Annotated in this window: 28 protein-coding genes and 1 tRNA gene; 15 read left to right on the top strand and 14 right to left on the bottom strand. The window is 64.5% G+C overall.

The window, feature by feature from the left end; genetic code table 11:
- Positions 1–34 precede the first annotated feature (34 nt).
- The 4 genes from ccoS to hemN are packed head-to-tail and all read right to left on the bottom strand — an operon-like array spanning position 35 to position 4,953.
- Positions 35–208 (bottom strand): cbb3-type cytochrome oxidase assembly protein CcoS, encoded by a 174-nt coding sequence (ccoS, locus tag J7548_RS17145; RefSeq protein WP_290977369.1) that lies wholly within the window; start codon positions 206–208, stop codon positions 35–37.
- Positions 208–2,703 carry a heavy metal translocating P-type ATPase gene (locus J7548_RS17140; protein ID WP_290976806.1) on the bottom strand — a complete coding sequence of 832 codons (2,496 nt, stop codon included), beginning with the start codon at positions 2,701–2,703 and terminating at the stop codon, positions 208–210. Before J7548_RS17140 ends, ccoS begins: the two co-directional genes overlap by 1 nt.
- Positions 2,700–3,497: a sulfite exporter TauE/SafE family protein gene (locus J7548_RS17135; RefSeq protein WP_290976804.1), complete on the bottom strand. Its 798-nt coding sequence runs from the start codon at positions 3,495–3,497 to the stop codon at positions 2,700–2,702. Before J7548_RS17135 ends, J7548_RS17140 begins: the two co-directional genes overlap by 4 nt.
- Before the next feature lie 19 nt (positions 3,498–3,516).
- Positions 3,517–4,953, bottom strand: a complete 1,437-nt coding sequence (hemN, locus tag J7548_RS17130; protein WP_290976801.1) for an oxygen-independent coproporphyrinogen III oxidase — start codon at positions 4,951–4,953, stop codon at positions 3,517–3,519.
- A 303-nt stretch (positions 4,954–5,256) separates the two neighbouring features.
- On the opposite strand from hemN, the gene J7548_RS17125 reads away from it, so the two are divergent.
- Together J7548_RS17125 and J7548_RS17120 are read left to right on the top strand one after the other, a co-directional pair.
- On the top strand, positions 5,257–5,913 hold the full coding sequence (locus J7548_RS17125) for a 7-cyano-7-deazaguanine/7-aminomethyl-7-deazaguanine transporter (protein ID WP_290976799.1): 657 nt from the start codon (positions 5,257–5,259) through the stop codon (positions 5,911–5,913).
- 103 nt (positions 5,914–6,016) lie between these two features.
- Positions 6,017–7,174: an MFS transporter gene (locus J7548_RS17120; RefSeq protein WP_290976796.1), complete on the top strand. Its 1,158-nt coding sequence runs from the start codon at positions 6,017–6,019 to the stop codon at positions 7,172–7,174.
- Positions 7,175–7,249: 75 nt separating this feature from the next.
- On the opposite strand, the gene argE is transcribed toward J7548_RS17120, so the two are convergent.
- Complete coding sequence (gene argE / locus J7548_RS17115; protein WP_290976793.1) at positions 7,250–8,458, bottom strand: acetylornithine deacetylase; 1,209 nt, start codon at positions 8,456–8,458, stop codon at positions 7,250–7,252.
- A 222-nt stretch (positions 8,459–8,680) separates the two neighbouring features.
- A complete protein-coding gene (locus tag J7548_RS17110) occupies positions 8,681–8,920 on the bottom strand; it encodes a hypothetical protein (protein WP_290976790.1) in 240 nt (79 codons plus the stop codon).
- Between the two features lie 181 nt (positions 8,921–9,101).
- On the opposite strand from J7548_RS17110, the gene J7548_RS17105 reads away from it, so the two are divergent.
- Entirely contained in the window at positions 9,102–9,716 is a 615-nt protein-coding gene (locus tag J7548_RS17105) for a LysE family transporter (protein ID WP_290977367.1), read from the top strand.
- A 129-nt stretch (positions 9,717–9,845) separates the two neighbouring features.
- The gene (locus J7548_RS17100; protein ID WP_290977365.1) at positions 9,846–10,181 is read left to right on the top strand and encodes an HIT domain-containing protein; all 336 of its coding nucleotides are present in this window, start codon (positions 9,846–9,848) and stop codon (positions 10,179–10,181) included.
- A 65-nt stretch (positions 10,182–10,246) separates the two neighbouring features.
- On the opposite strand, the gene J7548_RS17095 is transcribed toward J7548_RS17100, so the two are convergent.
- Genes J7548_RS17095 through J7548_RS17085 form a run of 3 tightly spaced genes read right to left on the bottom strand, consistent with a single transcriptional unit; the run spans position 10,247 to position 11,668 of the window.
- A complete protein-coding gene (locus tag J7548_RS17095) occupies positions 10,247–10,984 on the bottom strand; it encodes an SDR family oxidoreductase (protein ID WP_290976787.1) in 738 nt (245 codons plus the stop codon).
- Between the two features lie 28 nt (positions 10,985–11,012).
- Positions 11,013–11,249 carry a tautomerase family protein gene (locus J7548_RS17090; protein ID WP_290976785.1) on the bottom strand — a complete coding sequence of 79 codons (237 nt, stop codon included), beginning with the start codon at positions 11,247–11,249 and terminating at the stop codon, positions 11,013–11,015.
- A gap of 11 nt (positions 11,250–11,260) precedes the next feature.
- Positions 11,261–11,668, bottom strand: coding sequence for a cupin domain-containing protein (locus J7548_RS17085; RefSeq protein ID WP_290976781.1), 408 nt, complete (start codon positions 11,666–11,668; stop codon positions 11,261–11,263).
- A gap of 130 nt (positions 11,669–11,798) precedes the next feature.
- Here J7548_RS17085 and J7548_RS17080 point away from each other — a divergent pair, with 130 nt between their 5' ends.
- On the top strand, positions 11,799–12,686 hold the full coding sequence (locus J7548_RS17080; protein WP_290977363.1) for a LysR family transcriptional regulator: 888 nt from the start codon (positions 11,799–11,801) through the stop codon (positions 12,684–12,686).
- Positions 12,687–12,871: 185 nt separating this feature from the next.
- Here J7548_RS17080 and J7548_RS17075 read toward each other — a convergent pair.
- A tRNA-Met gene (locus J7548_RS17075) sits at positions 12,872–12,948 on the bottom strand.
- Positions 12,949–13,143: 195 nt separating this feature from the next.
- On the opposite strand from J7548_RS17075, the gene J7548_RS17070 reads away from it, so the two are divergent.
- The 4 genes from J7548_RS17070 to J7548_RS17055 all read left to right on the top strand — a co-directional run bounded on the left by J7548_RS17070 (position 13,144) and on the right by J7548_RS17055 (position 16,485).
- Positions 13,144–13,710: an NUDIX hydrolase gene (locus tag J7548_RS17070; protein ID WP_290976779.1), complete on the top strand. Its 567-nt coding sequence runs from the start codon at positions 13,144–13,146 to the stop codon at positions 13,708–13,710.
- Between the two features lie 17 nt (positions 13,711–13,727).
- Complete coding sequence (aat, locus tag J7548_RS17065; RefSeq protein ID WP_290976776.1) at positions 13,728–14,471, top strand: leucyl/phenylalanyl-tRNA--protein transferase; 744 nt, start codon at positions 13,728–13,730, stop codon at positions 14,469–14,471.
- A 124-nt stretch (positions 14,472–14,595) separates the two neighbouring features.
- On the top strand, positions 14,596–15,324 hold the full coding sequence (locus tag J7548_RS17060; RefSeq protein ID WP_290976773.1) for an arginyltransferase: 729 nt from the start codon (positions 14,596–14,598) through the stop codon (positions 15,322–15,324).
- A gap of 96 nt (positions 15,325–15,420) precedes the next feature.
- Entirely contained in the window at positions 15,421–16,485 is a 1,065-nt protein-coding gene (locus tag J7548_RS17055; RefSeq protein ID WP_290976770.1) for a quinone-dependent dihydroorotate dehydrogenase, read from the top strand.
- Positions 16,486–16,564: 79 nt separating this feature from the next.
- Here the strand turns inward: J7548_RS17055 and J7548_RS17050 are convergent, their stop codons facing one another.
- Together J7548_RS17050 and J7548_RS17045 are read right to left on the bottom strand one after the other, a co-directional pair.
- Entirely contained in the window at positions 16,565–16,708 is a 144-nt protein-coding gene (locus J7548_RS17050) for a hypothetical protein (protein WP_290976768.1), read from the bottom strand.
- Positions 16,709–16,846: 138 nt separating this feature from the next.
- Positions 16,847–18,475: a methyl-accepting chemotaxis protein gene (locus J7548_RS17045; protein WP_290976765.1), complete on the bottom strand. Its 1,629-nt coding sequence runs from the start codon at positions 18,473–18,475 to the stop codon at positions 16,847–16,849.
- Positions 18,476–18,889: 414 nt separating this feature from the next.
- Between J7548_RS17045 and J7548_RS17040 the strand changes: the two genes are divergently transcribed.
- The 3 genes from J7548_RS17040 (at position 18,890) to J7548_RS17030 (ending at position 20,734) form a co-directional block, all read left to right on the top strand.
- Positions 18,890–19,489, top strand: coding sequence for a gamma-glutamylcyclotransferase (locus J7548_RS17040; protein ID WP_290977360.1), 600 nt, complete (start codon positions 18,890–18,892; stop codon positions 19,487–19,489).
- Positions 19,490–19,549: 60 nt separating this feature from the next.
- Complete coding sequence (locus J7548_RS17035) at positions 19,550–19,969, top strand: NAD-GH domain containing protein (protein ID WP_290976762.1); 420 nt, start codon at positions 19,550–19,552, stop codon at positions 19,967–19,969.
- A 633-nt stretch (positions 19,970–20,602) separates the two neighbouring features.
- The gene (locus tag J7548_RS17030; RefSeq protein WP_290976759.1) at positions 20,603–20,734 is read left to right on the top strand and encodes a hypothetical protein; all 132 of its coding nucleotides are present in this window, start codon (positions 20,603–20,605) and stop codon (positions 20,732–20,734) included.
- 96 nt (positions 20,735–20,830) lie between these two features.
- Here J7548_RS17030 and J7548_RS17025 read toward each other — a convergent pair whose 3' ends face one another.
- Complete coding sequence (locus tag J7548_RS17025; protein WP_290976756.1) at positions 20,831–21,691, bottom strand: alpha/beta hydrolase; 861 nt, start codon at positions 21,689–21,691, stop codon at positions 20,831–20,833.
- Between the two features lie 55 nt (positions 21,692–21,746).
- The gene (locus J7548_RS17020) at positions 21,747–23,225 is read right to left on the bottom strand and encodes an MFS transporter (protein WP_290976753.1); all 1,479 of its coding nucleotides are present in this window, start codon (positions 23,223–23,225) and stop codon (positions 21,747–21,749) included.
- 166 nt (positions 23,226–23,391) lie between these two features.
- Between J7548_RS17020 and J7548_RS17015 the strand changes: the two genes are divergently transcribed.
- From J7548_RS17015 to J7548_RS17005, 3 genes are all read left to right on the top strand, one after another.
- Complete coding sequence (locus tag J7548_RS17015) at positions 23,392–24,144, top strand: YdcF family protein (RefSeq protein ID WP_290976750.1); 753 nt, start codon at positions 23,392–23,394, stop codon at positions 24,142–24,144.
- A 204-nt stretch (positions 24,145–24,348) separates the two neighbouring features.
- Positions 24,349–26,136 (top strand): methyl-accepting chemotaxis protein, encoded by a 1,788-nt coding sequence (locus J7548_RS17010; protein ID WP_290976746.1) that lies wholly within the window; start codon positions 24,349–24,351, stop codon positions 26,134–26,136.
- 295 nt (positions 26,137–26,431) lie between these two features.
- A complete protein-coding gene (locus J7548_RS17005) occupies positions 26,432–26,620 on the top strand; it encodes a hypothetical protein (protein WP_290976743.1) in 189 nt (62 codons plus the stop codon).
- Positions 26,621–26,643 lie beyond the last annotated feature (23 nt).

Genomic DNA, 26,643 nt, shown 5'->3' with positions numbered 1-26,643 from the left:
GGGAAAAACAAAGGGGGAAAAGGCGGGAACCCGGCTACCCTGCCGCCTGGTCATCGGCGGCGACCGGGCTGTCGTCGTCATGCAGGATCCGCAGCGCCGGCCCTTCCAGGTCGTCGAACTGACCGCCGTCGCTGGCGCGGAAGAAAACCCCGATCGCCAGGAACACCAGCACGGTGCTCAGCGGGATCAGCACATACAGCGCCTCCATCAGCGCGCTCCTTCCCATGCCGGCAGCGCTGCCGCGGCCGGGCCGGCCGGCTGCCGGCGCGCCCGGCTCAGGCGCAGGGCATTGCCCACCACCAGCAGCGAACTCAGGGACATCCCCACCGCCGACATCCAGGGATCGAGCCAGCCGAACGCCGCCGCGGGGATCGCCAGCAGGTTGTAGGCCGTGGCCCATGCCAGGTTCTGCCGCACCACGCGCATGGCGCGCGCGGCCGTCTGCGCGCAATCGGCCACCGCTTGCAGCCGGTCCGACATCACCACCGCGTCGGCGCTGGCCTGCGCCAGCGCGGCGCCGCGGCCCATGGCGAACGACACGTCGGCCGCGCGCAGCATGGCGGCATCGTTGATGCCGTCGCCGACGATAGCCACCACCGCCCCGCCCTGCTGCAGCGCCTGCACGTATTCCAGTTTCCGCTGCGGCGAACATTGCGCCACCACCTGGTCGACGCCGGCCTGGGCGCCGACCGCGGCGCATACGTCGGCCTGGTCGCCGCTCAGCAGCACGGTGCGCACCCCGCGCGCGCGAAAGGCCGCCACGGTGGCGGCGGCATCCGGGCGCAAACTGTCGGCCAGGTCGAAACGCGCCAGCCAGCCATGCTCGTCGCCCAGGTAGACGCTGCCGGCGCCGGGGACGGCCGAACCGGGCAAACCCGGCGGCAGGCTGCCGCTCAATTCGGCCACGAACGCCTGCGCACCGATGCGGTGGCGGCGCCCGCCGATCTCGCCTTGCATGCCGGCGCCGGCGAAAGACTGCACATTCCCGCAAGGAACCACAGCGATCCCGCGCCGTTCGGCCTCCTCGTTCAAAGCCTTTGCCAGCGGATGCAGGCTGCCGCGCTCCATCGCCGCGACAATCGCCAGCACTTGCGCGTCATCCAGCAATCCCAAGCGCTGCGATTGCACCAGGCGCGGCCGGCCCTGGGTCAGCGTGCCGGTCTTGTCGAACACCGCGACATCGGCGCGGCTCAGGGTTTCCAGCACATTGCCGCGCACCACCAGCGTGCCCTCGCGCAACAGGCGGTCGGCGGCCGCCGCCAGCGCCGATGGCGTGGCCAGCGACAAGGCGCACGGGCAGGACACCACCAGCACCGCGATGGCGGTCGGCCAGGCCTGCGCCGGGTCGATCAATTGCCAGGCCAGGAAGGTCGCCGCCGCCAGCGCCAGCAGCATCAATACGAAGCGCGCCGCCACGACATCGGCCCACTGCGCCAGGGCCGGCTTGCCGGCGCCGGCCTGCTCGGCCAGGCGGGTAATAGCCGCCAGCGTGCTCTCGCGGGTGGCGCGCACGACCCGCAGCAACAGCGGATGATTCAGGTTGACCGCCCCGCCCGGCGCTTCCTGCCCGGCCTGCAGGCGCTGCGGGCGGCTTTCTCCGGACAGCAGGGACAGGTCCAGCGCGGCCTCCCCTTCGATCAATTCGGCATCTGCCGCGATGGTATCCCCCGGCCGCGCCAGGATCACGTCGCCGGGCTTGAGCCGGGCGGCCGGCACCAGCGTGGCCTCACGGCTGTGCGGATAAGCGGCCAGCAATAGCGCCGAGGCCGGGAAGGTCTGGTGCATGCGTTCCAGCGCGCCGGCCGAACGGCGCCGCGCCGCCGCCTCAAGATAACGGCTGGCCAGCAGCAGGAAGATGAACATGCTGACGCTGTCGAACCAGATCTCGCCCGTGCCGCGGAAGGTGGCGACCGTACTGGCGGCAAAGGCGGCGGCGATGCCGATGGCCACCGGCAGGTCCATGCCCGGCCTGCGCGCGCGCAGGCCGGCCCAGGCGCCGGCGAAGAACGGCAAGGCCGAATAGAACACTGCGGGAATGGTCAGGAACAGGCTGGCCCAGCGCATCAGCGCCATCATCTCGGGATCGATGCCGTCGCTGCTGAGGTAGGCCGGCACCGCATACATCATCACCTGCATCATGGACATGCCGGCCACGAACATCTGGCGGAACAGCCGGCGTGCGGCGCGCCGCGCCTGCTCGCCCTGCCGCAGCGGGTCGAAGGGATAGGCGGTGTAGCCCAGCGCGCGCAAGCCGCGCAGCACCGCCGAAACCGGGCACAGGGCCGGATCGCGCCGCACGCGCAGGCGACCGGTGGCGACGTTCATCTCGGCCGCCAGCACGCCGGGCAGGCGCGCCAGGTAGCGCTCGATCAGCCACACGCAAGCCGAACAGCGCAAGCCGTCCACCGACAGCAGCAGATCGGCCGCCCCGCTATCGCCGGGAAAGTCCGGGCCGGCGGGCAGGTCGGCCAGCGCCAGTTCGTCCGGCAGCAATTGTTCGGGATCGACGCGCGCGGAAGGGGCGCTGCGCCGCAGGTAGAAATCTTCGCAGCCGCTGTCGACGATCAGTTGCGCCACGCTGCGGCAGCCGACGCAGCACAGCTCGCGCGGCGCGCCGCCGATGAGCAGTTGCAGCGGTTCGCCGGCCGGCACCGGCTGGCCGCAATGGAAACACGGTTGTCTCTCCGCCTTCGCTATGCTCATCGCGCGCCTCCATGCGGCGTGACACACAACACGTCGAGCCATCCCTGGGCGATGCCGAGGCCGCCGATTCCGGCCGCGCGCAGCAGGCCCAGTACGCCGAAGGCCAGCACCGCCAGCCCGGCGCCGCGGCGCCAGGATGGATGCGCGGCCAAGGACCGCAGGCGTTCGCCAGACAGCCCTGCCGCCATCAGCACCGGCAGGGTGCCGGCGCCGAAAGCCAGCATGGTGAGCGCGCCGCTGGCGGCGTCGCCGGACAGCATGGCGGTCAACAGTACGCTGTAGACCATGCCGCACGGCAGCCAGCCCCACAGGCTGCCCAGCAGCAGCGCCTTGGCTTGGCTATCGACCGGAACCAGCCGCATGGCCAGCGGCCGCAGCCGCGCCCACAGCGCCTGCCCGAAATGTTCGAGGCGCGCCAGGACGCCCCACCATTGCGTCAGGTACAGCCCCAGCAGCACCAGGATCAGGTTGGCCGCGACGTAGGCGGCGCGCTGCAGCGGCGACATCCAGCCCAGCACATCGGCGCCGCGCAGCAGGCCGGAGGCGATGCCGCCCGCCAGCGCGCCGGCGGCCGCATAGCTGGCCAGGCGTCCGGCGTTGTAGCACAGCACGCGGGCCAGCTCGCCGATGGCGGCGCCGGCGGTTGGAACGGTCTTGATGGCGATGACGCGGCCCCCCGCATAGGCCGGCTTCCCGGGGGCGGCGGAACTGAGCGCGCCGACGATGCCGCCGCACATGGCCACGCAATGGACACTGCCCATCAGGCCCACCAGGAAAACCGGGAAGAGGTTCAAGGCTCGCGCTCCCGGCGGCTCAAACCGTCTGCGAGTAGCGCTGCGGCGCATCCGCCTTCTCGCGGTCCTGCGCCAGGTAGCGGTCGAACACCATGCAGATGTTGCGGATGAGCAGGCGGCCCTTGGGTTCGACCGTGATCCACTCGGGCTCGATCTTGATCAGGCCCTCCGCTTCCAGCGCCTGCAGCTTTTCCATCTCGGCCGCGAAGTATTCGCGGAAGACGATCGGGTAAGCGATCTCCAGGGAGTTGATCGACAGTTCGAAGTTGCACATCAGGCGCTGGATGATCAGGCGCCGCAGCACGTCGTCCATGCCGAGCTGGATGCCGCGGGCGATCGGCAGCGTGGCGTTTTCCAGGCGCGCATAGTAGCCGTCCAGGGTCTTCTCGTTCTGGCTGTAGCTGCCGCCCACGGCGCTGATGGCCGAGACGCCGCAGGCCACCAGGTCGGTCTCGGAATGGGTCGAGTAGCCCTGGAAGTTGCGGTGCAGGCGGCCCTGGCGCTGGGCCACGGCGAGGTCGTCGGTGGGCTTGGCGAAATGGTCCATGCCGATGTAGACGTAGCCGGCCGCGGTCAGCTGGCGGATGCACAGCGACAGCATGTCGAGCTTGCTGTCGGCGCCGGGCAGGTCGTCTTCGCGGATCTGCCTTTGCGTCTTGAACAGTTGCGGCATGTGGGCGTAGTTGTAGACGGCGATGCGGTCGGGGCTGGCGGCGATCACCTTGGACAGCGTGCGCACCATCGACATCACGTTCTGCTTTGGCAGGCCGTAGATCAGGTCGATGCTGACCGAGCGGAAACCGGCGTCGCGCGCGGCGCGGATGATCTCCAGCGTCTGCTGCTCGGATTGCACGCGGTTGACCGCGCGCTGCACGTCGGGATCGAAGTCCTGCACGCCCAGGCTGATGCGGTTGAAGCCCTGCGCGCGCAGCGACTGCACGCGCGCGGCCGATACCGTGCGCGGATCGATCTCGATGGAATATTCGCCGACGCTGTCCGGGGCCAGCGTGAAGCAGGAGCGGATGTGCGCCATCAGGTCGCCCATCTGCTCATCCGACAAATAGGTCGGCGTGCCGCCGCCGAAGTGCAGCTGCTCGACCTGGTTCATGCCGGAGAACAGCGAACCCTGCATGCTGATCTCGCGCTTCAGGTAGCTCAGGTAGAGCGCCGCCTTGGCGCGGTTCCTGGTGACGATCTTGTTGCAGGCGCAGTAGTAGCAGATGGTGTCGCAGAACGGGATATGCAGGTACAGCGACAAGGCGCGCCAGGCGCTCATGCTGCGGCGGTCGGACACCGCATGCAGGTAGTCGGCGACGGCGAAGTCGCCGGAGAAACGGTCGGCGGTCGGATAGGACGTGTAGCGCGGACCGCGCTGGTCCATCTTGCGCAGCACGCTCTTGCTCATGCCAGCCAGGCTGGCGGAATCGGGCGTCTGGGACGGGTAAACGACTTGCATGCGATGCTCCTGGCCGGCCGCCCGGGAGGATGGCGGGCGGGATGCGCGACAGGCGCAACGCGCCGCGGGCCGCTTCGCCGGGCGAACAGGGATTGGTTGGAGACTGCAGGATAGGCGCGGCGGGCGATGGGTGCCTTGATATGCATCAAACAGGCGGGAACGCCCGCCGCTTGCGGGAGCGGCCGGCCCCGGCGCTGGGCGGGACCGGCGCGGTATGGTAAAGTAGCGCCTCTTCGCGTCCCGCGCGCGTGCGCCGGATGCCCATCCATGGGTTCCCTAACCCCATTCATCAAAAAGGTCCATATGACAACTTTTGATTGGCGCCGGCACGCGGCTGTGCTGGCCTGGCTTTCGCTGTTCCACCTGCTGGTGATCATTTCCAGCAACTACCTGGTGCAGTTGCCGGTAGCGATCTTCGGCTTCCATACCACCTGGGGCGCGTTCAGCTTTCCGTTCATCTTCCTGGCCACCGACCTGACGGTGCGTTTCTTCGGCGCGCCGCTGGCCCGGCGCATCATCCTGGCGGTGATGCTGCCGGCGCTGTTCGTCTCCTACGTGGTGTCGTCGCTGTTCTACATGGGCCAGTGGCAAGGCTTCGCGGCGCTGGCGCATTTCAACCTGTTCGTGGCGCGCATCGCCGTGGCCAGCTTCACGGCCTACGCGCTGGGCCAGATCCTCGACGTGCACGTATTCAACCGCCTGCGCGCCAGCCGGCGCTGGTGGCTGGCGCCTTCGGTGTCCATGCTGTTCGGCAATGCCAGCGATACCCTGGCCTTCTTTTCGATCGCCTTCTGGCGCAGCGACGATCCCTTCATGGCCGCCCATTGGGTGGAAATCGCGGTGGTGGACTACTGCTTCAAGATCGCCATCAGCCTGGTGTTCTTCCTGCCGGCGTATGGCGCGATGCTGTCCATGCTCAAGAACTGGATGGCGCGGCCGCTGGCGGCAGACCCGGCGTAATCGGCTCCGCCGATTACCGCCCTGCAATATTTCCCGCCAGACGGTAAACTTGCGGTTTCGCGCGGCGATCCCCGCCGCGCCCTCCCTCCTTCCAGGAATCCGCATGAACTGGCCCCTGTTCGCCCTCGCCGTCGCCGCCTTCGGCATCGGCACCACTGAATTCGTCATCATGGGCCTGCTGCCCGATGTCGCCCGCGACCTCGGCGTCTCGGCGCCGGCGGCCGGCATGCTGGTCTCCGGCTATGCGCTGGGCGTGGCGGCAGGCGCCCCGATCCTGGCCATCCTCACCGCCAAGTGGCCGCGCAAGCAGGCGCTGGTCGGGCTGATGGCCCTGTTCATCCTGGGCAACGTGCTGTGCGCGATCGCCCCGACCTACGGCTTCCTGATGGTGGCGCGCGTGGTGACCGCCTTCTGCCACGCGGCCTTCTTCGGCATCGGCTCGGTGGTCGCTGCGGAACTGGTCGCGCCGGAAAAGCGCGCCCAGGCCGTGGCCCTGATGTTTACCGGCCTGACCGTGGCCAACATCCTGGGCGTGCCGCTGGGCACCGCCTTCGGCCACGCGGCCGGCTGGCGCTCCACGTTCGGCGTGGTGACCGGCATCGGCGTGCTGGCGGCCGTGATGCTGTGGGCCATGCTGCCCAAGAAGATCCCCATGCAGGGCGGCGACATCTTCCAGGAATTCCGCTCCATCATCGACACCCGGGTGCAACTGTCACTGCTGACCTCGACGCTGGCCTCGATCAGCATGTTCACCGTGATCACCTACATCGCCTACATCCTGCTCGACGTGACCGGCTTCAGCGCCAGGGAAGAAAGCTGGGTGCTGCTGCTGTTCGGCGCCGGCATCACCGTGGGCGGCCTGGTCGGCGGCAAGCTGGCGGACTGGAAACTGATGCCGGTGCTGTGCACCGTGTTCATCTGCATCGCCATCGTGCTGGGCCTGTTCTCTTGGACCAGCCATTACAAGTGGCCCACGCTGGTGACCATGTTTGCCTGGGGCGCCTTCTCCTTCGCGGTGGTGCCGGGCGCGCAGATCCGCGTGCTGGACACCGCGCGCGGCGCGCCCAACCTGGCCTCGACGCTGAACCAGGGCGCCTTCAACCTGGGCAACGCCACCGGCGCCTGGCTGGGCGGCACGGCGATCGCGGCCGGCCTGCCGCTGACCGACCTGCCGCTGATCGGCGCGGCGGTGGCCTTGCTGGGGCTGGCGACCGTGGCCTTGTCGGCCTCGCTGGACAAGCGTCCCAAGCTCGCCGCCTGAGGCCGTACGGCGCAACGAAAAAGGCGCTTGCCCTTGACGGGGCAAGCGCCTTTTCTTTTACAGCACCGGCAATGTTCAGGCGGGATTGAGGTTGGCCGAAGCCAGATAGTTGTCGAAGAAATGCTCGCAGCGGGCCAACTGTTCCAGCGTGACAAATTCGTTGGGCTTGTGGGCCTGGGCGATATCGCCGGGACCGCAGATCACGGCCGGCATGCCGGCTGCGCCGAACAGGCCGCCCTCGGTGCCGAAACCGACCTTGTGCGCGCGCTCATCGCCCAGGATGCGCAGCGCGGACGCGACGATGGGATCGTCGGCCGGGGTGTTCATGCCGGGATACGCGGTCAGGGTTTCGAACTCGATGCGGCCCTGCGCCCCTTCGATGGCCATCTGCGGCACCACTTCCCGCTGCGCGTACGACTTCACTTCCTCGAACACCTGCTGCGGATCGACGCCCGGCAAGAAACGGTGTTCGAACACGAACTCGGCCTTGTCGGGAATGATGTTGGGGGCGTTGCCGCCATTGGACAGGGTGGTGACGATGGAGGAATACGGCACATCGAAGTCGTAGTCCCGGGCTTCCGAATCGCGCACGCGCATGGCGATCTCGCGGATCTTCAGCTGCATCATCGCGGCGAAGTCAATGCTGTTGATGCCCAGGTGCGGGCAGGAAGAGTGCGCCGCATGGCCATGCACCGAGCAGCGGTAGGAACGCTTGCCCTTGTGCGCGATCACGGCCTGCATCGAAGTCGGCTCGCCGATGATGACGCCGGTCGGCTTGATGTCGTTATGCTTCAGGTCGGCCAGCAGTTCGCGCACGCCCAGGCAACCGACTTCCTCGTCGTAGGAAAACGAAAAATGCAGCGGCGTATGCAAGCGGCCCTGGTCGACGGCGGCCAGGCGCGCCAGGCAGACGGCGATGAAGCCTTTCATGTCGCAGGCGCCCCGGCCGAACAGCTTGCCGCCGGCCACGTGGGCGGCGAAGGGATCGGTATCCCAGTTCTGGCCGGTGACCGGCACCACATCGGTATGGCCGGAAAAGACGGTGCCGAAGCGGGACCGGCCCTGCGCCGCGCCGGCCACGGTCGCGAACAGGTTGGCCTTGCGCCGCTGGGCATCGTAGGTCAGGCGGGTCTGCGCGCCCAGGCCTTCCAGGTAATCGCGCACCCATTCGATCAATCCGAGGTTGGATTCGCGGCTGACGGTGTTGAAGCCGATGAGGGTCTTGAGGATATCCAGCGTCTGCTTCGTCGGCTCCGAAGCGGCTGTCTTGAGAGGTGGGTTCATGATGTGTTTGCCTGTTCGATTCTGCCCGGATTCTGCCCGAATACGCGCGCGTTACCCGGCACTCCCGCCATTACACCCCATTTCAGCCGCCCGCGCTTGCCGCGCCGCACGAAAATCCGCCGCCGGGAAACGCAAGCTCATCCGCGGCGACCAAGAAAAACGCCGCCCGGAATCGCTTCGGGGCAGCGTTGCCGGCCTCCGGCCGAACGGCAGGAAAGAGGCTTACTTTTCGCGCGTGCCGATATGCGCATCGAACTCGCGCTGCGCTTCTTCAAGCTTCTTCAGCGCGGTCTGCCAAGGCTCGTAATCGGCCAGCGTCAGCCATTGGCCGGCGGGATTTTTCTTCCACTCCTCCAGCTTAGCGGTCATCAGCTCATATTCCTCAAGCTGGGCTTCGAGCAAAACCTCAATTTGCTTTTTCAGCGCTTCAGCGCGTTCAATCCAGGGATCCTGCGTTTCCATACTCGCCTCCATAAGATCGGCGCATCGTAACATGAACGCCGGCAGGCAAAACAGTCGCTTTCCTCGGAATCCAGTCCAATCGCCGGACGAAACTCCGGCGATTCCTTATCTGGTAATCAGCGAGCATCAATTCCTGGCGCCTGATACATTGGCACTTCTCATCCGCATTCCGCCATTTTTCATGTCCGACTTGCCCCAACTCTTGCTGATCGCCGGTGTCCTCTTGCTGAGCGTCGCCAGTCCCGGCCCCAATTTCGCCTTGGTGACATCCACGTCGATGGGCATTTCCAGGCGCGCGGGCATCCTCACCGGACTGGGCTTTTCGCTGGCATCGGGAACATGGGCGCTGCTGGCCATCGGCGGAGTGAATTTCCTGATGAGCCACGCTCCCGCCGTCCATACCGCCATCAGGCTGGCTGGTGGCGCCTACCTCCTGTGGCTCGGCTTGAAAATGATTGCCACCGCCCGCCAGCCCATCAGGAACGAGTCGGCGCGCCAATCAAGCGGCGCATCGTCCCTGGGCAAGGCCTTTGTCGTCAGCATGACCAATCCCAAGTCGATCGGGTTTTACGGCAGCATTTTCTCGGTCATGGTCCCTTCAGCTGCGCCGCTTTGGTTCGACGCCGCCGTGGTTCTTCTCGCGCTGTCCATTTCAGCGCTCTGGTATTGCAGCCTGGCGCTCCTGTTTTCACACCGGCTTGCGCGTTCGGTCTATGGAAAGCTCAAGGTATTTGTGGAAACGGCGATGGGGATATTCCTTGTCGGGATGAGCGGCCGGGTTCTTTTCGGCCGATGACATACCTCGGCCGGCAGTATTGCGCGGCTAAGAGTTCGACATCTTCATCAGCACCAGAGCGGCGACGATCAGTATCCCTGCGATGACGCGCATGGCGCTGATTATGAAAACGATCATGTGCTGGCGTTCATGGATATCGGCCCGGTCAACCCTGGCCATGTGCTGGTCGCCCCCAAGAAGCACTACGCCAGCATCTTCGATATTCCGCCAGAAACGGCGCAGGAAGTCATGGCCGTAGCGCAGCAGATCGCTATCGCCGTGAAAGAGACCTTCCACTGCCCCGGCCTGATGCTCTTCCAGGCGAACGGGAAGGAAGGCGAGCAGACCGTTTTCCATTTCCACATGCATATCGTCCCGCGCCATCAAGATGACGGTGCGGGCCTGATCTGGCCCCGCCGCCAATGCACATCCGAGCAGCTCGCCGCGCACGCCTGCTTGCTTCAGGGCAAGCTCCAGATCAATTAGTCCAGCCGGTTTGCGGCGACACTTATCGCTGCTCCGCAGCCGGCAGAACCCAGGATGGATGGCGATTAGTAAAGCTGGCTGGTCGGCCTGAAAAGCACCTCGTTGATATCGATGTCTTCGGGCTGGCTGATGGCGAATGCGACCACACGGGCAAATGAGTCGGCGGAAATAGCCCGCTCGTAAACCGCTTTCATGCCGGCGGCGATATCGGGATCCGTGATCGTTTGCGTCAGCTCGGTGGCGACGGCGCCGGGAGAAACAATTGTCGTCCTGATGTTGTGCGGCTTCACCTCCTGGCGCAGCCCTTCGGAAAGGGCTCGCACCGCGTGCTTTGTCGCCGCATAGACCGCGCCGCCCGCGCCAACCTTGTGGCCCGCAACCGATGACACATTGATGATATGGCCGCTCTTTTGCCGAACCATGTGGGGCAACACGGCCGCTATGCCATGAAGCACGCCTTTGATGTTCACGTCGATCATGCGGTCCCATTCATCCACGTGAAGCTTTTCCAGCATGGAACTCGGCATCAGGCCCGCATTGTTGAGCAGCACATCAACCCTGCCGTAGAGCTTGATCGCTCGCTCCACAAGCCGCTGCACCTCTTCCAGGCGCGTCACATCGGTGGCGACCACAGCCTCACCGCCGGCATTGATTTCGCCGGCCAGTTTTTCCAGCCGGTCGACACGCCGGGCACCCAGCACAAGCCTGGCGCCAAGCGCCGCGAGATGCCTGGCAGCCGCCTCTCCCAGGCCGCTGCTCGCGCCGGTGATGACAACGACTTTGTCTTTGATATTGTCTTGCATGGCAATTCCTTTGTATGGTTTTGGGATGCTAGAACTGGGAAGGGTCGTAGCCGGGCTTCTGGTACAACGTGTCCCATTTTCCGAGGATGTCGGGGTTGTAGACCTCATCCAGCCAGGCGGCTGGCTGCACCACTTCAATTCCGACGGAAACGGACTCCTTGCCATATCCGAGGATGGCGGTCACGGCCTTGGTGATGGCGTCGGCAAGCTGCTGCTTTTGCTGCTCCGACTTGCCTGGCCATTGCTTTACGATGACATGCGGCATAGTCGCCTCCCTTATTGCGTTTGCGGATACTGCTCGTCGCTGACGTGCTCCAGCCAATCGACGACTTTGCCATCAAGCGATTCCTGGATCGCGATATGGGTCATGAAGGTACCGGCGCTGGCGCCATGCCAATGCTTGACGCCGGCGGGAATCCAGACCACGTCGCCGGGCTTGATGGCCTCAAGGGGGCCGCCCCACCGTTGCACGTAGCCGGAACCGGCCGTCACAATCAACGTCTGGCCGCGCGGATGCGCATGCCATGCGGTGCGCGCGCCGGGTTCGAAAGTCACACTGCCGCCCGAAGCGCGTGCCGTGTCATTGGCCTGGAACAACATGTCCACCCGGACGGTTCCGGTAAACCAGTCGACCGGCCCTTTCATGGAAGAAACGCTTCCACAACGCTGGACTTCAATTTCCATTTCCGACTCCTGTTCCTGTGCCTGCCTGCGGCGGCGGGATGCGCCGCATAGCGGATGCCTGAACTATAGGGATCACCTGGTTCCACCGGTAGCTGCTAGACTTGGCAAACAGATATGAGCCAAATTCATGATGAAGAATATCGACCTTAACGTCCTGCGGGCATTCTTCGTGGTTGCGCGAGAGCGGAGCTTCACCCGCGCGGCGGCGCAGCTCGGGGTCTCGCAGTCCGCCCTGAGCCATTCCATGCGGGGGCTGGAGGAAAAACTGAAGCTCCGCCTGCTGACCAGGACGACGCGCGGAGTCTCTCTTACTGAGGCGGGAGAAAGGCTGCTTCTGAAGGTCGGGCCTTACTATGAAGGGATTGCATCGGAACTGGATTCGCTAAGCGCCCTACGGGAAAAGCCCGCAGGCCTCATCCGCATCTCCGCCCACGATCATGCCGCGGACACCATCCTGTGGCCGAAGCTGAAGGATTGGCTCAAGCAATATCCGGAAATTTCCGTAGAAATCAATATCAACTATGGATTGGTCGATATCGTGAAAGAACGTTTCGATGCGGGCGTCCGGAGCGGGGATTTGATTGCGCAAAACATGATCGCCACCCGCATCGGTCCGGACTTCAAGATGGCGGTAGTCGGTTCGCCCGGCTACCTTGATGCAAACGGCCGTCCGGCAACGCCGCATGACCTGGCGGCCCATAACTGCATCAATCTCCGCATTCCCACGCATGGCGGGCTATATGCCTGGGAGTTCGCGAAGGGAAACGAAGCATTGCAGGTTCATGTGCAAGGCCAATTTATTCTCAATACCACCCCGAAAATGCTGGAGGCGGCGATTGCCGGGTATGGCCTCGCCTATGTGCCCTACGATGTAGCGGAGCCTTACTTTTTCGGCGGTCAGTTACGAAGCGTGCTTGAAGAGTGGTGCCCGACTGTGCCTGGCTACCATTTGTATTATGCGAACCGCCGGCAGGCTTCGCCGGCATTTTCCTTGGTAGTCGGCCATCTCAGGATTTGAATGAGGCCATCTGGGATCAGTAGCCAGGGGCTTGTTGAGTTGCACCCAAAGTTGCCCCATATCCGATATAGCTGCCTGCCCCGCCTTGTTTGATTCTTTTTTGTAGCGCCCCGGAACATGGCCAAACACAAGCCCAAAATCAAAAAACCGCTGCAAGCCAAGGCTTACAGCGGTTTTCACTTATCTGGTTGCGGGGGCAGGATTTGAACCTACGACCTTCGGGTTATGAGCCCGACGAGCTGCCAGACTGCTCCACCCCGCGTCTGAAGAAAAAGATTATAGGACACCTGGAAATAGAATGCAAACATTATCTGCAATCTTTTTACAGTGATACACTGCTACCCGCACATGCCGCTGTCTGCGCACCAGTTTTTCCGTGTCGCAAGCCCGGCTGATGGATGGAGCCAGGCGCATGCATGCCGATAACAACCAAATCAAGCCACGACGATCCTCTTCTATGAAATTCTGTTCCGAATGCGGTCAGCCGGTGTCGCTGCAGATTCCCCAGGACGACACGCGACCGCGTTTCGTCTGCGGTAGCTGCGGCACGATCCATTACCAGAATCCCAAGATGGTGATCGGTTCGCTGCCCGTGTGGGAACGGGACGGCCAGGTCAAGGTGCTGTTGTGCAAGCGCGCCATCGAGCCGCGCCTGGGTTACTGGACGCTGCCGGCCGGTTTCATGGAGAACGACGAGACCACCGAGGATGCCGCGGTGCGCGAGACCGAGGAGGAAGCCGGCGCGCGCATCAGGCTGCATGAACTGTTCTCGCTGGTCAATGTGCCGCATGTGCACCAGGTGCACCTGTTCTATCGCGCCACCCTGCTCGACCTGGACTACCAGGCGGGCATCGAGAGCCTGGAAGTCGAACTGTATACAGAGGAGCAGATTCCCTGGGAAGACATCGCTTTTCCAACGGTGGAGTTCACGCTGCGCGCTTTCTTCGCTGACCTGAAGAAGCTGCGCGCCGGTGACGGCGGCTTCACGCTGCACACCGACGACATCCGGCGCCGCATGATCTGATCCGGCGGGAGCTCCGGATGATCGCCTGGCTCAACATCGATACCCCCTTTCCCGACGTCTCGCACGCGCTCAAAGATCCTCCGGGCTTGCTCGCGGCCGGCGCCGACCTGTCGCCGCCGCGCCTGCTGGAAGCCTACCGCCAGGGCATCTTCCCCTGGTTCTCGGACGGCCAGCCAATCCTCTGGTGGAGCACCGATCCACGCATGGTCTTGCGCACCTCGCAATTCACTGTCTCCGACAGCCTCAAGAAAACCCTGCGCCGCATCGAGCGCAGCCGCCATGGCGACGGGCTGTGGCAAGTCACGTTCGATACCGCCTTCGAAGAAGTCATGCGCGGCTGCGCCGGGCCGCGCCGGCATGAGCAAGGCACCTGGATTTCGCCGGAAATCATCGAGGGCTATACCGGCCTGCACCGCGCCGGCTATGCGCATTCGTCGGAAGTGCGGCTCAATGGCGAACTGGTCGGCGGCGCTTATGGCGTGTCGATCGGCAGGATGTTTTACGGCGAATCGATGTTCGCCCGGGTCAGCGATGCCTCCAAGGTGGCGCTGGCGCACCTGGTGTTTTTCCTGCGCAGCCATGGCGTGGAGCTGATCGACTGCCAGCAGGAAACCTCGCACCTGGCTTCGCTGGGCGCCCGCCCCATCCCGCGCGACGATTTCCTGCGCCACTTGCGCACGGCCATCCGCGCCCCGCAGATCACCGGCTGGCGGCCGCTGAACCTGCTGGAAACCGGCATCCCGCCGACAGAGTGCCCCTGAGCATGCGCCGGAGCCTGTGCCGCCACAAGACATCATCCAAATAGTGTAAATTAGTGCATGGCTTATCGCCTGGCGGCCATCGTTCCCCTGCCGCCGGGTTCCCGCACGACAGGACAGGACGCCCATGACGCATCTCAAAGACTTGCCGTTCTCCACGTTGCAGTTCTATGCAACCGCGCCCTATCCGTGCAGCTATCTAGACAACCAGCAGGCCCGCTCGCAAGTAGCCACGCCTTCCCACCTGATCAACGCGGACGTGTATTCGGAACTGGTCAAGACGGGATTCCGGCGCAGCGGCATCTTCACCTACCGCCCCTATTGCGACGGCTGCAACGCCTGCACCCCGGTGCGCATCCGGGTCGCCGACTTCGTGCGCAACCGCAGCCAGCGCCGTGCCTGGGAGCGCAACCGGCACCTGGTGGCGCTGGTGACCAACCTGACCTACGCGCATGAGCACTACGAGCTGTACCTGCGCTACCAGTCGGTGCGCCACGCCGGCGGCGGCATGGACCAGGACAGCCGCGACCAGTACGCGCAGTTCCTTCTGCAAAGCAAGGTCAACACGCGCCTGGTGGAATTCCGCGAACCCGATGGCGTGCTGCGCATGGTCAGCATCATCGACGTGCTCAACGACGGCCTGTCGTCGGTCTATACCTTCTTCGATCCGGACATGCCGGCCTCCTCCTTCGGCACCTACAACATCCTGTGGCAGATCGAACAGGCGCGCCAGCTGGAGATGCCCTACGTCTATCTCGGCTACTGGATCAAGGAAAGCCCGAAGATGGCCTACAAGACCAACTTCCAGCCGCTGGAAGCGCTGCACAAGGGCGAGTGGGCGCCGCTGGAAGGCTGACGCCGATACCACACCCAAGGCCGCCAAATGGCGGCAACCGCGGCCGGACACGTTAGAATAGCGGCACTTTTTCACCGCCATCCGCCATTTCCCATCGTGTCCGACAAATTCCTCTACGCGCTCGCGCGTCCGCTGCTGTTCTCCCTCGAACCCGAGACCGCCCACCACCTGACACTGCCGGCGCTGCGCTGCGCCGCGCGTTACAGCCTGACCGACATCATCGCCAAGCCGGCGCGCGACCCGCGCACCGTGATGGGCATCGAATTCCCCAATCCGGTCGGCATGGCCGCCGGGCTGGACAAGGACGGCGCCTACATCGACGGCCTGGCCGCGCTGGGCTTCGGCTTCATCGAAGTCGGCACGGTCACCCCGCGCGCGCAGCCGGGCAACCCGCTGCCGCGCATGTTCCGCCTGCCGGCTGCCGGCGCGGTGATCAACCGCATGGGCTTCAACAACGGCGGCGTCGACGCCTTCGTGGCCAACGTCCAGGCCTCGCGCTTCTACCAGGAAAAGCAGGGCGTGCTGGGCCTGAACATCGGCAAGAATGCCGACACGCCGATCGAGCGCGCCGCCGAGGATTACGTGCACTGCCTGGAAAAGGTCTATCCCTACGCCAGCTACGTGACGGTCAATATTTCCTCTCCCAATACCAAGAACCTGCGCCAGTTGCAGGGCGCCTCCGAACTGGATGCGCTGCTGTCGCAATTGAAGTCGGCCCAGCGCCGCCTGGCCGACCGCCACGGCCGCTATGTGCCGGTGGCGCTGAAGATCGCGCCCGACATGGACCAGGAACAGGTCAAGAACGTGGCCGACGCGCTGCTGCGCCACAAGATCGACGGCGTCATCGGCACCAACACCACCATCACGCGCGACGCCGTCAAGGGCATGCCGCACGGCGAGGAAGCCGGCGGCCTGTCGGGCAAGCCGGTGTTCGATCTGTCCAACCGCGTGATCCGCGGCCTGAAGGCGGAACTGGGCGACGCCCTGCCGATCATCGGCGTGGGCGGCATCTTCAGCGGCGCCGATGCGCGCGCCAAGGTCGACGCCGGCGCCTCGCTGGTGCAGCTCTACACCGGCCTGATCTACCAGGGGCCGGCGCTGGTGCGCGAATGCGCCGAGGCGCTGCGCGCGCCGGCTGCTACTGCGGCGGCCCGCCACTGATCTTCCCTTCGCGTTTCACGGGGGCGAAAAAAAACAGCAGGCTTGCGCCTGCTGTTTTTCATTTCCGGTAACGACAACCTCAGTTCTTGGACGACTCGCGATTGAGGTTGAAAATCCGCCGGGCATTGGCGTCGGATTCGGATTTCTTTTCAAAATCGGTCTTCTCGCAGCCGGCCAGCACTGCGCCGACCGCCAGCGTCAGCAGCATGACGACAACACGCATGATATTCCCCTGAAAATTCGGATAAAGCGCTCTTGGGCGCCGGCAATCGCATTTCCGCACAGCAAGCTGCCGGCAAGCGCCATTTTATGCCCAAAACGGCTATTGCGATGCCCGGCCCGAAGAAGATTCCGATACGGCTTAGCCGCCCAGTTTGAGACTGGCCGGCGTCATCTCGATGGTGCGCCCGTCATCGGCGCCGCGCCCGCCATGTTCCAGCCCCGCCTGCAGGCGGAACACGCTCACCAGCGACGCCAGGTCGGCCGCCTGGTCTTGCATGGAACGCGCGGCGGCCGCGGCCTGCTCCACCAGCGCCGCATTTTGCTGGGTGCCTTCATCCATCAAGGCGATGGCACGGTTGATCTCTTCGATGCCGGTGCTCTGCTCGGCGCTGGCGGCGGTGATCTCGGCCACCACGTCGGTCACGCGGCGCACGCTCGCCACCACCTCGGCCATGGTTTGCCCCGCCTGCTCCACCAGGCGGCTGCCGGCGCCGACCTTATCCACCGAATCGTCGATCAGGTCCTTGATTTCCTTAGCTGCCGCCGCCGAACGCTGCGCCAGCGAACGCACTTCGGAAGCCACCACCGCGAAGCCGCGACCCTGTTCGCCGGCGCGCGCCGCTTCCACCGCCGCGTTCAACGCCAGGATGTTGGTCTGGAAGGCGATGCCGTCGATCACGCTGATGATGTCGACGATCTTGCGTGAGGAATCGTTGATCGAACTCATCGTGTCGACCACCTGCCCCACCACCTGGCCGCCCTGCACCGCCACTTCCGAGGCCGATACCGCCAACTGGTTGGCCTGGCGCGCATTGTCGGCGTTCTGCTTGACGGTGGAAGTCAGCTCTTCCATCGCCGAGGCGGTCTCCTCCAGCGAGCCGGCCTGCTGTTCGGTACGGGCCGACAGGTCGAGGTTGCCGCTGGCGATTTCGCCCGAGGCATTGGCGATGGTGTCGGTGCCGCTGCGCACCTGGCTGACGATATTGCGCAAGCTATCGTTCATCTCCTTGAGGGCCTCCAGCAACTGGCCGGTTTCATCCCGGCTTTGCGCATCGAACTGCGCGCTCAGGTCGCCTTGCGCCACCCGGCGCGAGACGTCGACCGCGGTGCGCAACGGGCCGATGATGCTGGCCGTGAGGCGCCACGAGCACAGCACGCCGAAACCCAGCACCAGTATTTCCAGCACCAGCATCAGCATCTTGCTGCGGGCGGCGATACCGTCGATCTCCTGCGCCATGCGGTCGATGGCGTCGCGCTGGATCTGCTGCAGCTTCTGCATCGATTCCAGGTAGCGGTTGGCGGCCGGCACGAACTCCTCGTCCAGCACGCGGTTGCTTTCGGCAAGGTCGCCGGTTTCCTTGACCTTGTTGATCTTCTCGCGGCCGGCGAGATACGCCTTGCGCTCCACCGCGATCTGGTCGAACGCGGCCTTCTCTTCCTCGCTGTTGATCAGCGGTTCGATCTTGCTTTGGGTCTCGGCCGAATTTTTGGAGGAAAGCGCCGCGTCTTTCGCGAAATACTCGGACAGGGAGGGATCGGCGCTCTTGGCGATGGCCAGCGTGCGGCGGATGCCGCCATAGAGGTTGGAGTACCAGTCCGAGATCAGGCGCTCCTTGGTCAACGGCTGGCGCATCATTTCATGGGTGGCCTCGGACAAGGCCTGCAGCCGCCAATAGCCGATGCTGGTGATGACGATCGATAGCGCCAGGATCAGGCCGAAGCCCAATGCGAGGCGTTTGCCTATCGACATATTGCTGATGATTTTCATGTATTTTCCCTGAGATTCTTCTTGATGTCGTGCGTGCGGTCTCGCCTGCGGTCCGGGAAAAGCCGGCCGCGTTGTTTTTATTGCTATGCAGAAATCCCTCACGGGCGATATTAAAAGCCAAAATTCATTGGTATGACCAGTGAAAAATGTTGCCGGACGAAAAAACCCGACACCCAAAAATTATTCCCCCAAGGAAATTGTCGCCGGTATAACAGACGAAGCCGCAATTTCCCGGCCCATTGCCGGCCGATAGCTCGCCTTCCCGGCATCGGGAAAGGCGTTGCGCCGATGGAACGCCTCGTCCGCCCTCTCGCAATGGCGAGCGATAGCGGCCTTTCCTCCCTGCATGGCGCCATGGCCGGTTTTATAATGGCCAGCTTGGGACGGCCGCGCCGTCCGCCTGACCTGACCACCATGTCCGCCAACACCATTTCCATCAACCGGCAGATGGCCCACTTCGACGGCCGCGACAGCGTCTGGCTGTTCGGCTACGGTTCCATCATCTTCAAGGCCGACTTCCCCTTCATCGAGCGGCGCCCCGCCCACATCCTCGGCTGGGTACGCCGCTTCTGGCAGGGCTCGCACGACCACCGCGGCACCGCCGAGGCGCCGGGCCGGGTGGTCACGCTGGTGGCGCAGCCCGACGCGGTCTGCTGCGGCATGGCCTACCTGATCACCCCGCAGGTCTTCGCCCATCTCGACCACCGCGAAAAGAACGGCTATTTGCGGCTGGTGACGGAGATCCATTTCGGCCCCGAGGAAAAAGCCGAAGGCCTGATCTATATCGCATCGGAAGAAAACGCCGCCTTCGCCGGCCCCGCCAGCGAGGAGGAAATCGCCCGCCAGATTGCGCGCGCGGCAGGCCCCAGCGGCCCCAACAGCGAATACCTGCTGTTGCTGGCGCAGGCGCTGCGCGAGCTGGGCAGCGACGACGCGCATGTGTTCGAGATCGAAAAGCACCTGCTGCAACTGGAGCGGGAAGCGGCGGCCGAGCGCCGCACTGCGGCAGGCTAGGCCGTGTTATCTTTGCCGGCTCCGGCAAGACACCTTCAAAAAAACACAAGGATGAGGAATATGATCAAAGCGCTCGCAGCATGTGCCACCGTGATCGCCCTGGCGGGATGCGCGGCTCCGGTCGAACGGACCGCCAGCGGGGAAATCCCGCCGGCGCGCGTCTACATCAAAAGCATGACGCAGCAGGAAAGCGGGCTGAGCCAGGTCGAGTTCACCCGCGATGGCGGCATGCTCAACAACGGAATGCTGGAACTGGCGATCAACGACGTGGTGCTGGCCCAGATCATCGGCGGCGAACACTTCAGCATCTGGCTCAAGCCGGGCAGCTACGACTTCAGCGTCAAGCCGGTGCATACCCTCAACTCGTCCAGCTATGCCGGGCAGAACAAGATGACGCTGGACGTGAAGAACGGCGCTTCCTACAAAATACGCATCGCTTCCGATATCCGCGGCCTGAAAATCGGCCCGGCCGGGCAATAAGCCTCCCGCTACCGCTACCTGTCCCCTGCATGTCGCGCGGATGAAACATCGCGCGGCGGCGCCTTTTGCGCAGCGCGTCGCTGCGCGCACTGCCCATCCAACGACGATGGCGGCTGCAAACCCTTGATACCAAAGGATTTTCGGATAATCCGGCACGGAATCAGCGTGACCGGCCCAAGTTATTCAAGAAGTCGATAACTGATATTGAGATTCAAAATTGGCGGCTTTCCGATGGAACACATATATTGCAATGCAACAGATCAACTTTTTTGCGGAGCTCACTATGAACATCGTTACCGACTTCCTGCCCTACACCCTGCTGATCGGCGCAATGGTTGCGCGCTACCTGATCTCGGTCAAGTAAGCATCCTCTCCGGGTGCCAACTTCCCTGGCGCCAAAGAGGGCTGAAAAGAAAAGCAGCCCCTCTGGAAAAGCGGTAATTGTCGCATTGCAATGCAGACAAGCCGCTTTTTTCTTTTCCCGGTTCCGACGCCTTCTTCGCTGCATTTTCCCCTTCTTATCATCGATATTGATAACAAGGTTCCTTTCCCTGCACCCGCTTTCCGGCATCTTGCAAAAGCCTGGCGCCTCATTACACTCGCTGGTTGGCCAACCGGAACGAAAGAATACGCATGAAGCGCCTTGTCTCCACTGTCGCCGCAATCGCGCTGCTGCTGGCGCTGGGCGGCTGCGCCTGCGCGCCCGGCTTCGTCGGTTTCGACAGCCGCTGCGCCTTCAGCAATGTTCCCAGCGGACAGCCCTGAGGCCGGTTGAACGGCCTCAAACGGCCTGAAATCGCCTTTACACGGGTAATTTATGGTTAATTTCAGAACCCGTATCTGCCCGCCTGCTTCTTCCCGTCACCTATCCGCCGGCAATTGCGCCAGCCATTGGCGCAAATCGTTTTGGGCCTGCGCCCTGATCCCCGGTTCCTCGTTGAATATCTCATGGTAGGCCGTAGCGTACCAATGCATGGTCTTGCGGTTCTCCGGCAAGGCATCGAAAAAAGCGCGGCTGCCGCGCGGCGCGACAAATGCATCGTCGCCCGCTACCTGCATCAGCACCGGCTGCGCGAACCGGCCGGCATCGCGCGCGGCCTGTTGCATGGCATCGAGCATGAAATTGAGCATGCGCGGCGCGATCTTGCCGTGGTTGAGCGGATCGCTGCGATAGGCCTGCACCTGCTCCGGGTCATGCGACAGGCGGCTGGCCGGCAGCGACGTCGGCAGTGCGTAACCCGGCGCCACCCGGCTCGACACCGCCAGCAGCAGCTTTTGCCAGCCCAGCATGTCCAGTGCCAATGCCGGCGATGACAGCGCCAGTGCGCGCACCGGGCTGAACCCGCCGGTGGCGAAGCGCGCCGCCACCAGGCCGCCCATGCTGTGGCCGAACAGGATAGGCACGCGCTGCGTGCGGCGCGTAAAGTCGTCGAAGGCGAGCTTCAGGTCCCGCAGCAGGTCGTCGGATCGCGCCAGGGTGCCCCGGCGGCCATCCGAATTGCCGTGGCCGCGATGGTCGCATATGCGCACCGACAGCCCGGCCTCGCCAAACAGGCGCGCCAGCGCGGCATAGCGCCCGCCATGCTCGCCCAGCCCGTGCACCATTTGCACCGCCCCCGTCGCGCCGGGCAGCAGCCAGTCGCGGCACAACAGGCGGGCGCCATCGGCGGCTTCGAGCCAGTGCTCCCGGGGCGCTGCCGGTATTTCCCGCGGCATGTTCATTCGGTCTCCGTTCCAGCTCGCCTGCGCGGCGCCGCTGCCTGTGGTGGATGAAGGGTCAAGGCTCGTGGCGCTCGTCATAGCGGCGACGCGCCCGCCATACTTCCCGCAGCCGCCGGCTCTGGCGCAGCGCCAGTTGCAGCGACGTCGCCCAGGACAAGGGGCGCGGATGCACCACCGCCCGCAATGCGCGCGAGTAGTCCAGCACCAGCCCCGGGGTCCATGCCATCGTCTGCGCGCGCTTGCGGATCTGGCTGGCCACCCAGATTTCCGGCGTCAGCATCATCCGGATCGCATTGAACCAGTGCCGGTCGCGCGCGCCGATCACGCCTTCCAGCGCCGCCTCCAGCGCATGCGCCACGGTGCTGGAGCAGTTGCGGTGCGTCAGGTTGTAGATTTCCTGCCGGCGGTAGCGGCTCCAGAAACGATCCAGCCGCTGGCGGCTGTAGTCGCGGAAGACGATCTTCTCGGTCGACTCGCACCATGCGGCCGCCTCGCTCGGGTAGTCGCTCAGGTAACGCCCCTTGACGTCGTTATCGGCGGTGGCGCGCAGCAGGCGGGCGAACTGGTCCGGCGAGCGGTCGATCTCCTGGGCCGGATAGAGGCTGATGTACAGGTCGGGCAGCACCTCCAGCGCGGCGTGGCCGGTGGAGATCACGCCATTGGTGTCCACCGCCGCGATGTAGCGGTCGATCACCGGCTGGCGCCGCGCCGGTCCCTTGGCGCTGCCAGCGGGCGTCCACACATGCACCGTCATGGAAGGCTTGTCGCCATCCTGCGGCGCAATGGCGACGTCCCGGCCGCCCTCTCCCTGCGGCTTGCCTGCGGCGCCTTCCTTGGGCGCGGCCTTCCAGCCATTGCCCAGCAGCTCGCCGCCGGCCTGCAGCATCGGCTTCATCGCCTCATCGCCACGATACAGGCCGGCATCGAATGGGCGCCTGGCTTCGGTATTGCGCTCGGCCAGCATATCGATCGACACGCGCTGCGGCAGCATGCGCGTGCGCAGCGCCAGCCAGATCATGTTCCAGCCGCCGAAGATCAGGCCCAGCGCCAGACAGAACGGCACCGTTCCCTTGTAGTGGGTGGGGTAAGGCTGGAAAAAGATGATCGCGAGGATGATCTGCACGCTGCCGCCGGCGACCGCCGCGCGCCAGCGCGGAAAGCGCACCACCATGGCGGTCGTGATCTGCAGCCCGCCGCCGATGGCGAAAGCGGTGCCGAACAGCATGGCCAGCGCCATGTTGCTGGCATGGTATGGCGTGACGATGAGCAGCGCGATCAGCAGGAAAATCGCCCCCTTCGCGTAACGCAGGGTCTTCTGCGCGCCGATGCCGCTGTTGGCGACCCAGAGAGTGGCCAGGCTTTCCAGCAGCAGCAGGTAGCCGAACAGGGTCAATGGAAAATTGAGCACGCCGTCCAGCGCGTCGATCATCAGCGAGACGCCGATGGTGCCCCAGGCCAGCCCGACGATGGCCAGCACATGCCAATTGCGGCGGATGAAATCCGCCCCCAGCAATAACAAGACAAGACGTATCACTCTGTTCCCCGGGGCATGCGCCCTTCCCTCTTCGATAGGGCAGGATTTTGCGGTTTTCCGCGGGGTAAGGCAACTCGCCGCCCGACGACATCGGCGGCAATGCTGGATCAAAACACCACGATGGCAGACAATTAGGCCCCATTCGCCTTTCCTGCCGCCCCTACCGATGCCTTTTTCCGTCCTGGTTTCCGCCATCGCCAGCGCCCTGCTGCTTCCGCCCGCCAACTCGCTGCTACTGTGCGCGGCCGGCTTGCTGCTGCGCCGGCGCTGGCGCCGGTCCGGCACCCTTCTGGCCTTGCTGGGCGCGGCCATGCTGCTGGTGCTGAGCACGCGCGCCGGCGCCATGCTGCTGGTGCGGCCGCTGGAGGACCAATATCCGCCGCTGGCCGCGGCGGGCGATGCGCAAGCCATCGTGATCCTGGGCGCTAGTCGCCTGAGCAACGCCCCTGAATACGGCCACGACGACGAAACCAGCATGGTCGGTCTCAAGCGCCTGCAGTATGGCGCCTACTTGCAGCGCAAGACCGGACTGCCGATCCTGGTCTCCGGCGGCAACCCCGACGGCTCGCCCGAAAGCGAAGCCGCGCTCATGGCGCGCACCCTGCGCCGCGATCTCGGCGCCGAAGTGCGCTGGGAAGAAGGCCGCTCCAACACCACCTACGACAACGCGGTCATGTCGGCCGGGATGCTCAAGGCGGCCGGGATCGACCGCATCCTGCTGGTCACCGACGCCATCCACATGCCGCGCTCGATGCGCGCCTTCGCCGGCGCCGGCCTGAACGCCACGCCCGCCCCGACGCTGTTCACCAGCACGGCGCGCGCCCGGCTCACCGATTATTTCCCCGCCGCATCGAACCTGCAGCTATCCAGCTATGCCATGCGCGAATGGATAGGCCAGCTCTGGTACCGGATCCGCTAAAAATCGGCGGTTTTGCCCAATCGCATGAGATGCCGGGCAATTGCAACGCTGTTCCCTGAAAGCGGCCGTCCCTTTCCTGCGTAAAGTTATCTGGATAGCACGCCGATAACGGTGTTACGCTCATCCATGCCCACGCAAGCGCAATGGAATTTCCACGGTGCACAGACACCGAAGCGACATCATTCAATCCAGGGAGACTCCATCATGAGCCAATTATCATTCAGCAAGAAACTTTGGCTGCCACTCGCCTTAAGCCTGGTCGCACTGTTTGCGATCTCGATCTTCAGCGCGGTTACCGTGCGCAATATCCGCCTGGAAGAACGCAGGAACGACCTGACCAACATCGGCCAGACCGCCCTGTCGCTGGTCAAAGGCTACGGCGCGCAGGCCGACAGCGGCGCCCTGCCCAAGGAAGAAGCCCAGAAACGCGCCATCGCCGCCATCAAGAGCCTGCGCTACGGCACCGACGGCTACTTTTCGATCTCCACTTCCAAGCAGGTGATCGTGATGCACCCGATCAAGCCCGAGCTTGACGGCAAGGACCTGTCCAATTTCAAGGACCCGGCCGGGACGCTGCTGTTCGTCGAAATCACGAAAGCCGGCGCGCCTCCCGAAGGCGGCTTCGTCAACTACCTGTGGCCCAAGGTGGGCGCCTCGGAACCAGTGGCCAAGACCTCCTTCGTGATCGGCTACAAGCCCTGGGACTGGAACCTAACCACCGGCGTCTACGTCGACGACATCAATGCCTCCTTCATGCGCACGCTGTGGCAGATGATCGCGCTGTTCGCGGTGGTGTCGCTGGCGCTGGTGGCGCTGGTGGTGTACATCAACCGCGGCATCATGCGCACCATCGGCGGCGATCCGTCGCAAGCGGCCGAAGTCGCCAACCGCATCGCCCAGGGCGACCTCACGCCCAATATCGAAATCCGGCCGGGCGATACCGGCAGCCTGCTGTTCTCCGTGCGCAGCATGCGCGACTCGCTGCTGTCGACCATCTCCAACATCAAGACTTCGGCCGACACCATCGCCACCGCTTCCAGCGAAATCGCCAGCGGCAACCTCGATCTGTCCGGCCGCACCGAGCAGCAGGCCGGCTCCCTGGAAGAGACCGCCTCGGCCATGGAAGAACTGACCTCCACCGTCAAGCAGAACGCCGACAACGCGCGCCAGGCCAACCAGTTGGCCGAATCGGCGTCGGAAGTGGCGATCCAGGGCGGCAGCGTGGTCGGCCAGGTGGTGCAGACGATGGAAGGCATCACCCAGAGCTCGCACAAGATTGCCGACATCATCGGCGTGATCGACGGCATCGCCTTCCAGACCAATATCCTGGCGCTCAATGCCGCGGTGGAAGCGGCCCGCGCCGGCGAGCAGGGCCGCGGCTTCGCCGTGGTGGCGTCGGAAGTGCGTTCGCTGGCGCAACGTTCGGCAGCGGCGGCCAAGGAGATCAAGACCCTGATCGACGATTCGGTGGCCAAGGTGGATACCGGCAGCAAGCTGGTTGAACAGGCCGGCGCGACCATGACCGAGGTGGTCGCCAGCGTCAAGCGCGTGGCCGATATCGTCGGCGAGATCAGTTCGGCCAGCCAGGAGCAGAGCGCCGGCATCGCCGAAGTGGGCAGCGCCATCTCGCAGATGGATGAAAGCACGCAGCAGAACGCCGCGCTGGTCGAGCAAGCCGCCGCGGCAGCCCAGTCGCTGCAGGACCAGGCATCCACCCTGGCCGGGCTGGTCAGCCGCTTCCGCGTCGATGCCGCGCAGGCGCACGGCATCCCGGCGGCCGCCGCGGCATCTGCGCCGCGCCCCCGGATGAGCGCGCCAGCCGCCAAGAAGCCTGTTGCGGCCGCAGCCCGTCCAGCGCCAGCCAAACCCGCTGCGCGTCCCGCCGCCAAAACGGAGGCGGCAACGACAGCCAAGCCGGCCGCCCAACCCGCCGCGCGATCGCCCTCGCGCCTGCCGGCCGGCGACGACGAAGGGGATTGGGAAACCTTCTGATCAGCCTTCCTGCCCGATCTTGTTGCCAGGCCGCATCATCGGCCTGGCGCCGCAGGCCAAGCCCGCCCAGTGCGGGCTTTTCTCATTTTTATTCGGCCGATATGGATATTGGTGAGATTTGATGCCCTTCTTACATTTTTTCTTCGCACCTTTACGACGCCCAACAGTCCAAGATGTATTCGTCATAGAATGATCGAGAACTTGCTACACAATCGGTTTGTACCTGCTTTGCTGGCGCCGCATCGCATCACCGGACTTGCCAACAGGAGGACAGCACTCTGAAAAGGAAGCAGCCATGGCCCAGTCTCCGAAAAACATCTCCGCACTGATGTGCGAGCTCAGCGTGGCCCTGGCCGAGCTGTCGGAAAAGATGAGCGACCTCGCCGTCACGCTGGAAAACCACTACCTGGAGTCGAACGCCCCCGAGCCGACCGCCATGCTGGAAGCCGCGCGCGAAACCATCGAGAAGGCGCGCAGCAACTAACGGCCGGAGTCCCTGCCCGCTTC

Source organism: Herbaspirillum sp., assembly GCF_017744395.1.
In the GTDB taxonomy this organism is placed as follows: domain Bacteria; phylum Pseudomonadota; class Gammaproteobacteria; order Burkholderiales; family Burkholderiaceae_D; genus Herbaspirillum.
This window is presented reverse-complemented; position numbering and strand designations above follow the sequence as displayed.

Bases quoted from the DNA above. Each gene is read 5' to 3' on its own strand.
- ccoS (WP_290977369.1), bottom strand. From the start codon at position 208: ATGGAGGCGCTGTATGTGCTGATCCCGCTGAGCACCGTGCTGGTGTTC.
- J7548_RS17140 (WP_290976806.1), bottom strand. From the start codon at position 2,703: ATGAGCATAGCGAAGGCGGAGAGACAACCGTGTTTCCATTGCGGCCAG.
- hemN (WP_290976801.1), bottom strand. From the start codon at position 4,953: ATGCAAGTCGTTTACCCGTCCCAGACGCCCGATTCCGCCAGCCTGGCT.
- J7548_RS17125 (WP_290976799.1), top strand. From the start codon at position 5,257: ATGACAACTTTTGATTGGCGCCGGCACGCGGCTGTGCTGGCCTGGCTT.
- J7548_RS17120 (WP_290976796.1), top strand. From the start codon at position 6,017: ATGAACTGGCCCCTGTTCGCCCTCGCCGTCGCCGCCTTCGGCATCGGC.
- argE (WP_290976793.1), bottom strand. From the start codon at position 8,458: ATGAACCCACCTCTCAAGACAGCCGCTTCGGAGCCGACGAAGCAGACG.
- J7548_RS17110 (WP_290976790.1), bottom strand. From the start codon at position 8,920: ATGGAAACGCAGGATCCCTGGATTGAACGCGCTGAAGCGCTGAAAAAG.
- J7548_RS17105 (WP_290977367.1), top strand. From the start codon at position 9,102: ATGTCCGACTTGCCCCAACTCTTGCTGATCGCCGGTGTCCTCTTGCTG.
- J7548_RS17100 (WP_290977365.1), top strand. From the start codon at position 9,846: ATGGATATCGGCCCGGTCAACCCTGGCCATGTGCTGGTCGCCCCCAAG.
- J7548_RS17095 (WP_290976787.1), bottom strand. From the start codon at position 10,984: ATGCAAGACAATATCAAAGACAAAGTCGTTGTCATCACCGGCGCGAGC.
- J7548_RS17090 (WP_290976785.1), bottom strand. From the start codon at position 11,249: ATGCCGCATGTCATCGTAAAGCAATGGCCAGGCAAGTCGGAGCAGCAA.
- J7548_RS17085 (WP_290976781.1), bottom strand. From the start codon at position 11,668: ATGGAAATTGAAGTCCAGCGTTGTGGAAGCGTTTCTTCCATGAAAGGG.
- J7548_RS17080 (WP_290977363.1), top strand. From the start codon at position 11,799: ATGAAGAATATCGACCTTAACGTCCTGCGGGCATTCTTCGTGGTTGCG.
- J7548_RS17070 (WP_290976779.1), top strand. From the start codon at position 13,144: ATGAAATTCTGTTCCGAATGCGGTCAGCCGGTGTCGCTGCAGATTCCC.
- aat (WP_290976776.1), top strand. From the start codon at position 13,728: ATGATCGCCTGGCTCAACATCGATACCCCCTTTCCCGACGTCTCGCAC.
- J7548_RS17060 (WP_290976773.1), top strand. From the start codon at position 14,596: ATGACGCATCTCAAAGACTTGCCGTTCTCCACGTTGCAGTTCTATGCA.
- J7548_RS17050 (WP_290976768.1), bottom strand. From the start codon at position 16,708: ATGCGTGTTGTCGTCATGCTGCTGACGCTGGCGGTCGGCGCAGTGCTG.
- J7548_RS17045 (WP_290976765.1), bottom strand. From the start codon at position 18,475: ATGAAAATCATCAGCAATATGTCGATAGGCAAACGCCTCGCATTGGGC.
- J7548_RS17040 (WP_290977360.1), top strand. From the start codon at position 18,890: ATGTCCGCCAACACCATTTCCATCAACCGGCAGATGGCCCACTTCGAC.
- J7548_RS17035 (WP_290976762.1), top strand. From the start codon at position 19,550: ATGATCAAAGCGCTCGCAGCATGTGCCACCGTGATCGCCCTGGCGGGA.
- J7548_RS17030 (WP_290976759.1), top strand. From the start codon at position 20,603: ATGAAGCGCCTTGTCTCCACTGTCGCCGCAATCGCGCTGCTGCTGGCG.
- J7548_RS17025 (WP_290976756.1), bottom strand. From the start codon at position 21,691: ATGAACATGCCGCGGGAAATACCGGCAGCGCCCCGGGAGCACTGGCTC.
- J7548_RS17015 (WP_290976750.1), top strand. From the start codon at position 23,392: ATGCCTTTTTCCGTCCTGGTTTCCGCCATCGCCAGCGCCCTGCTGCTT.
- J7548_RS17010 (WP_290976746.1), top strand. From the start codon at position 24,349: ATGAGCCAATTATCATTCAGCAAGAAACTTTGGCTGCCACTCGCCTTA.
- J7548_RS17005 (WP_290976743.1), top strand. From the start codon at position 26,432: ATGGCCCAGTCTCCGAAAAACATCTCCGCACTGATGTGCGAGCTCAGC.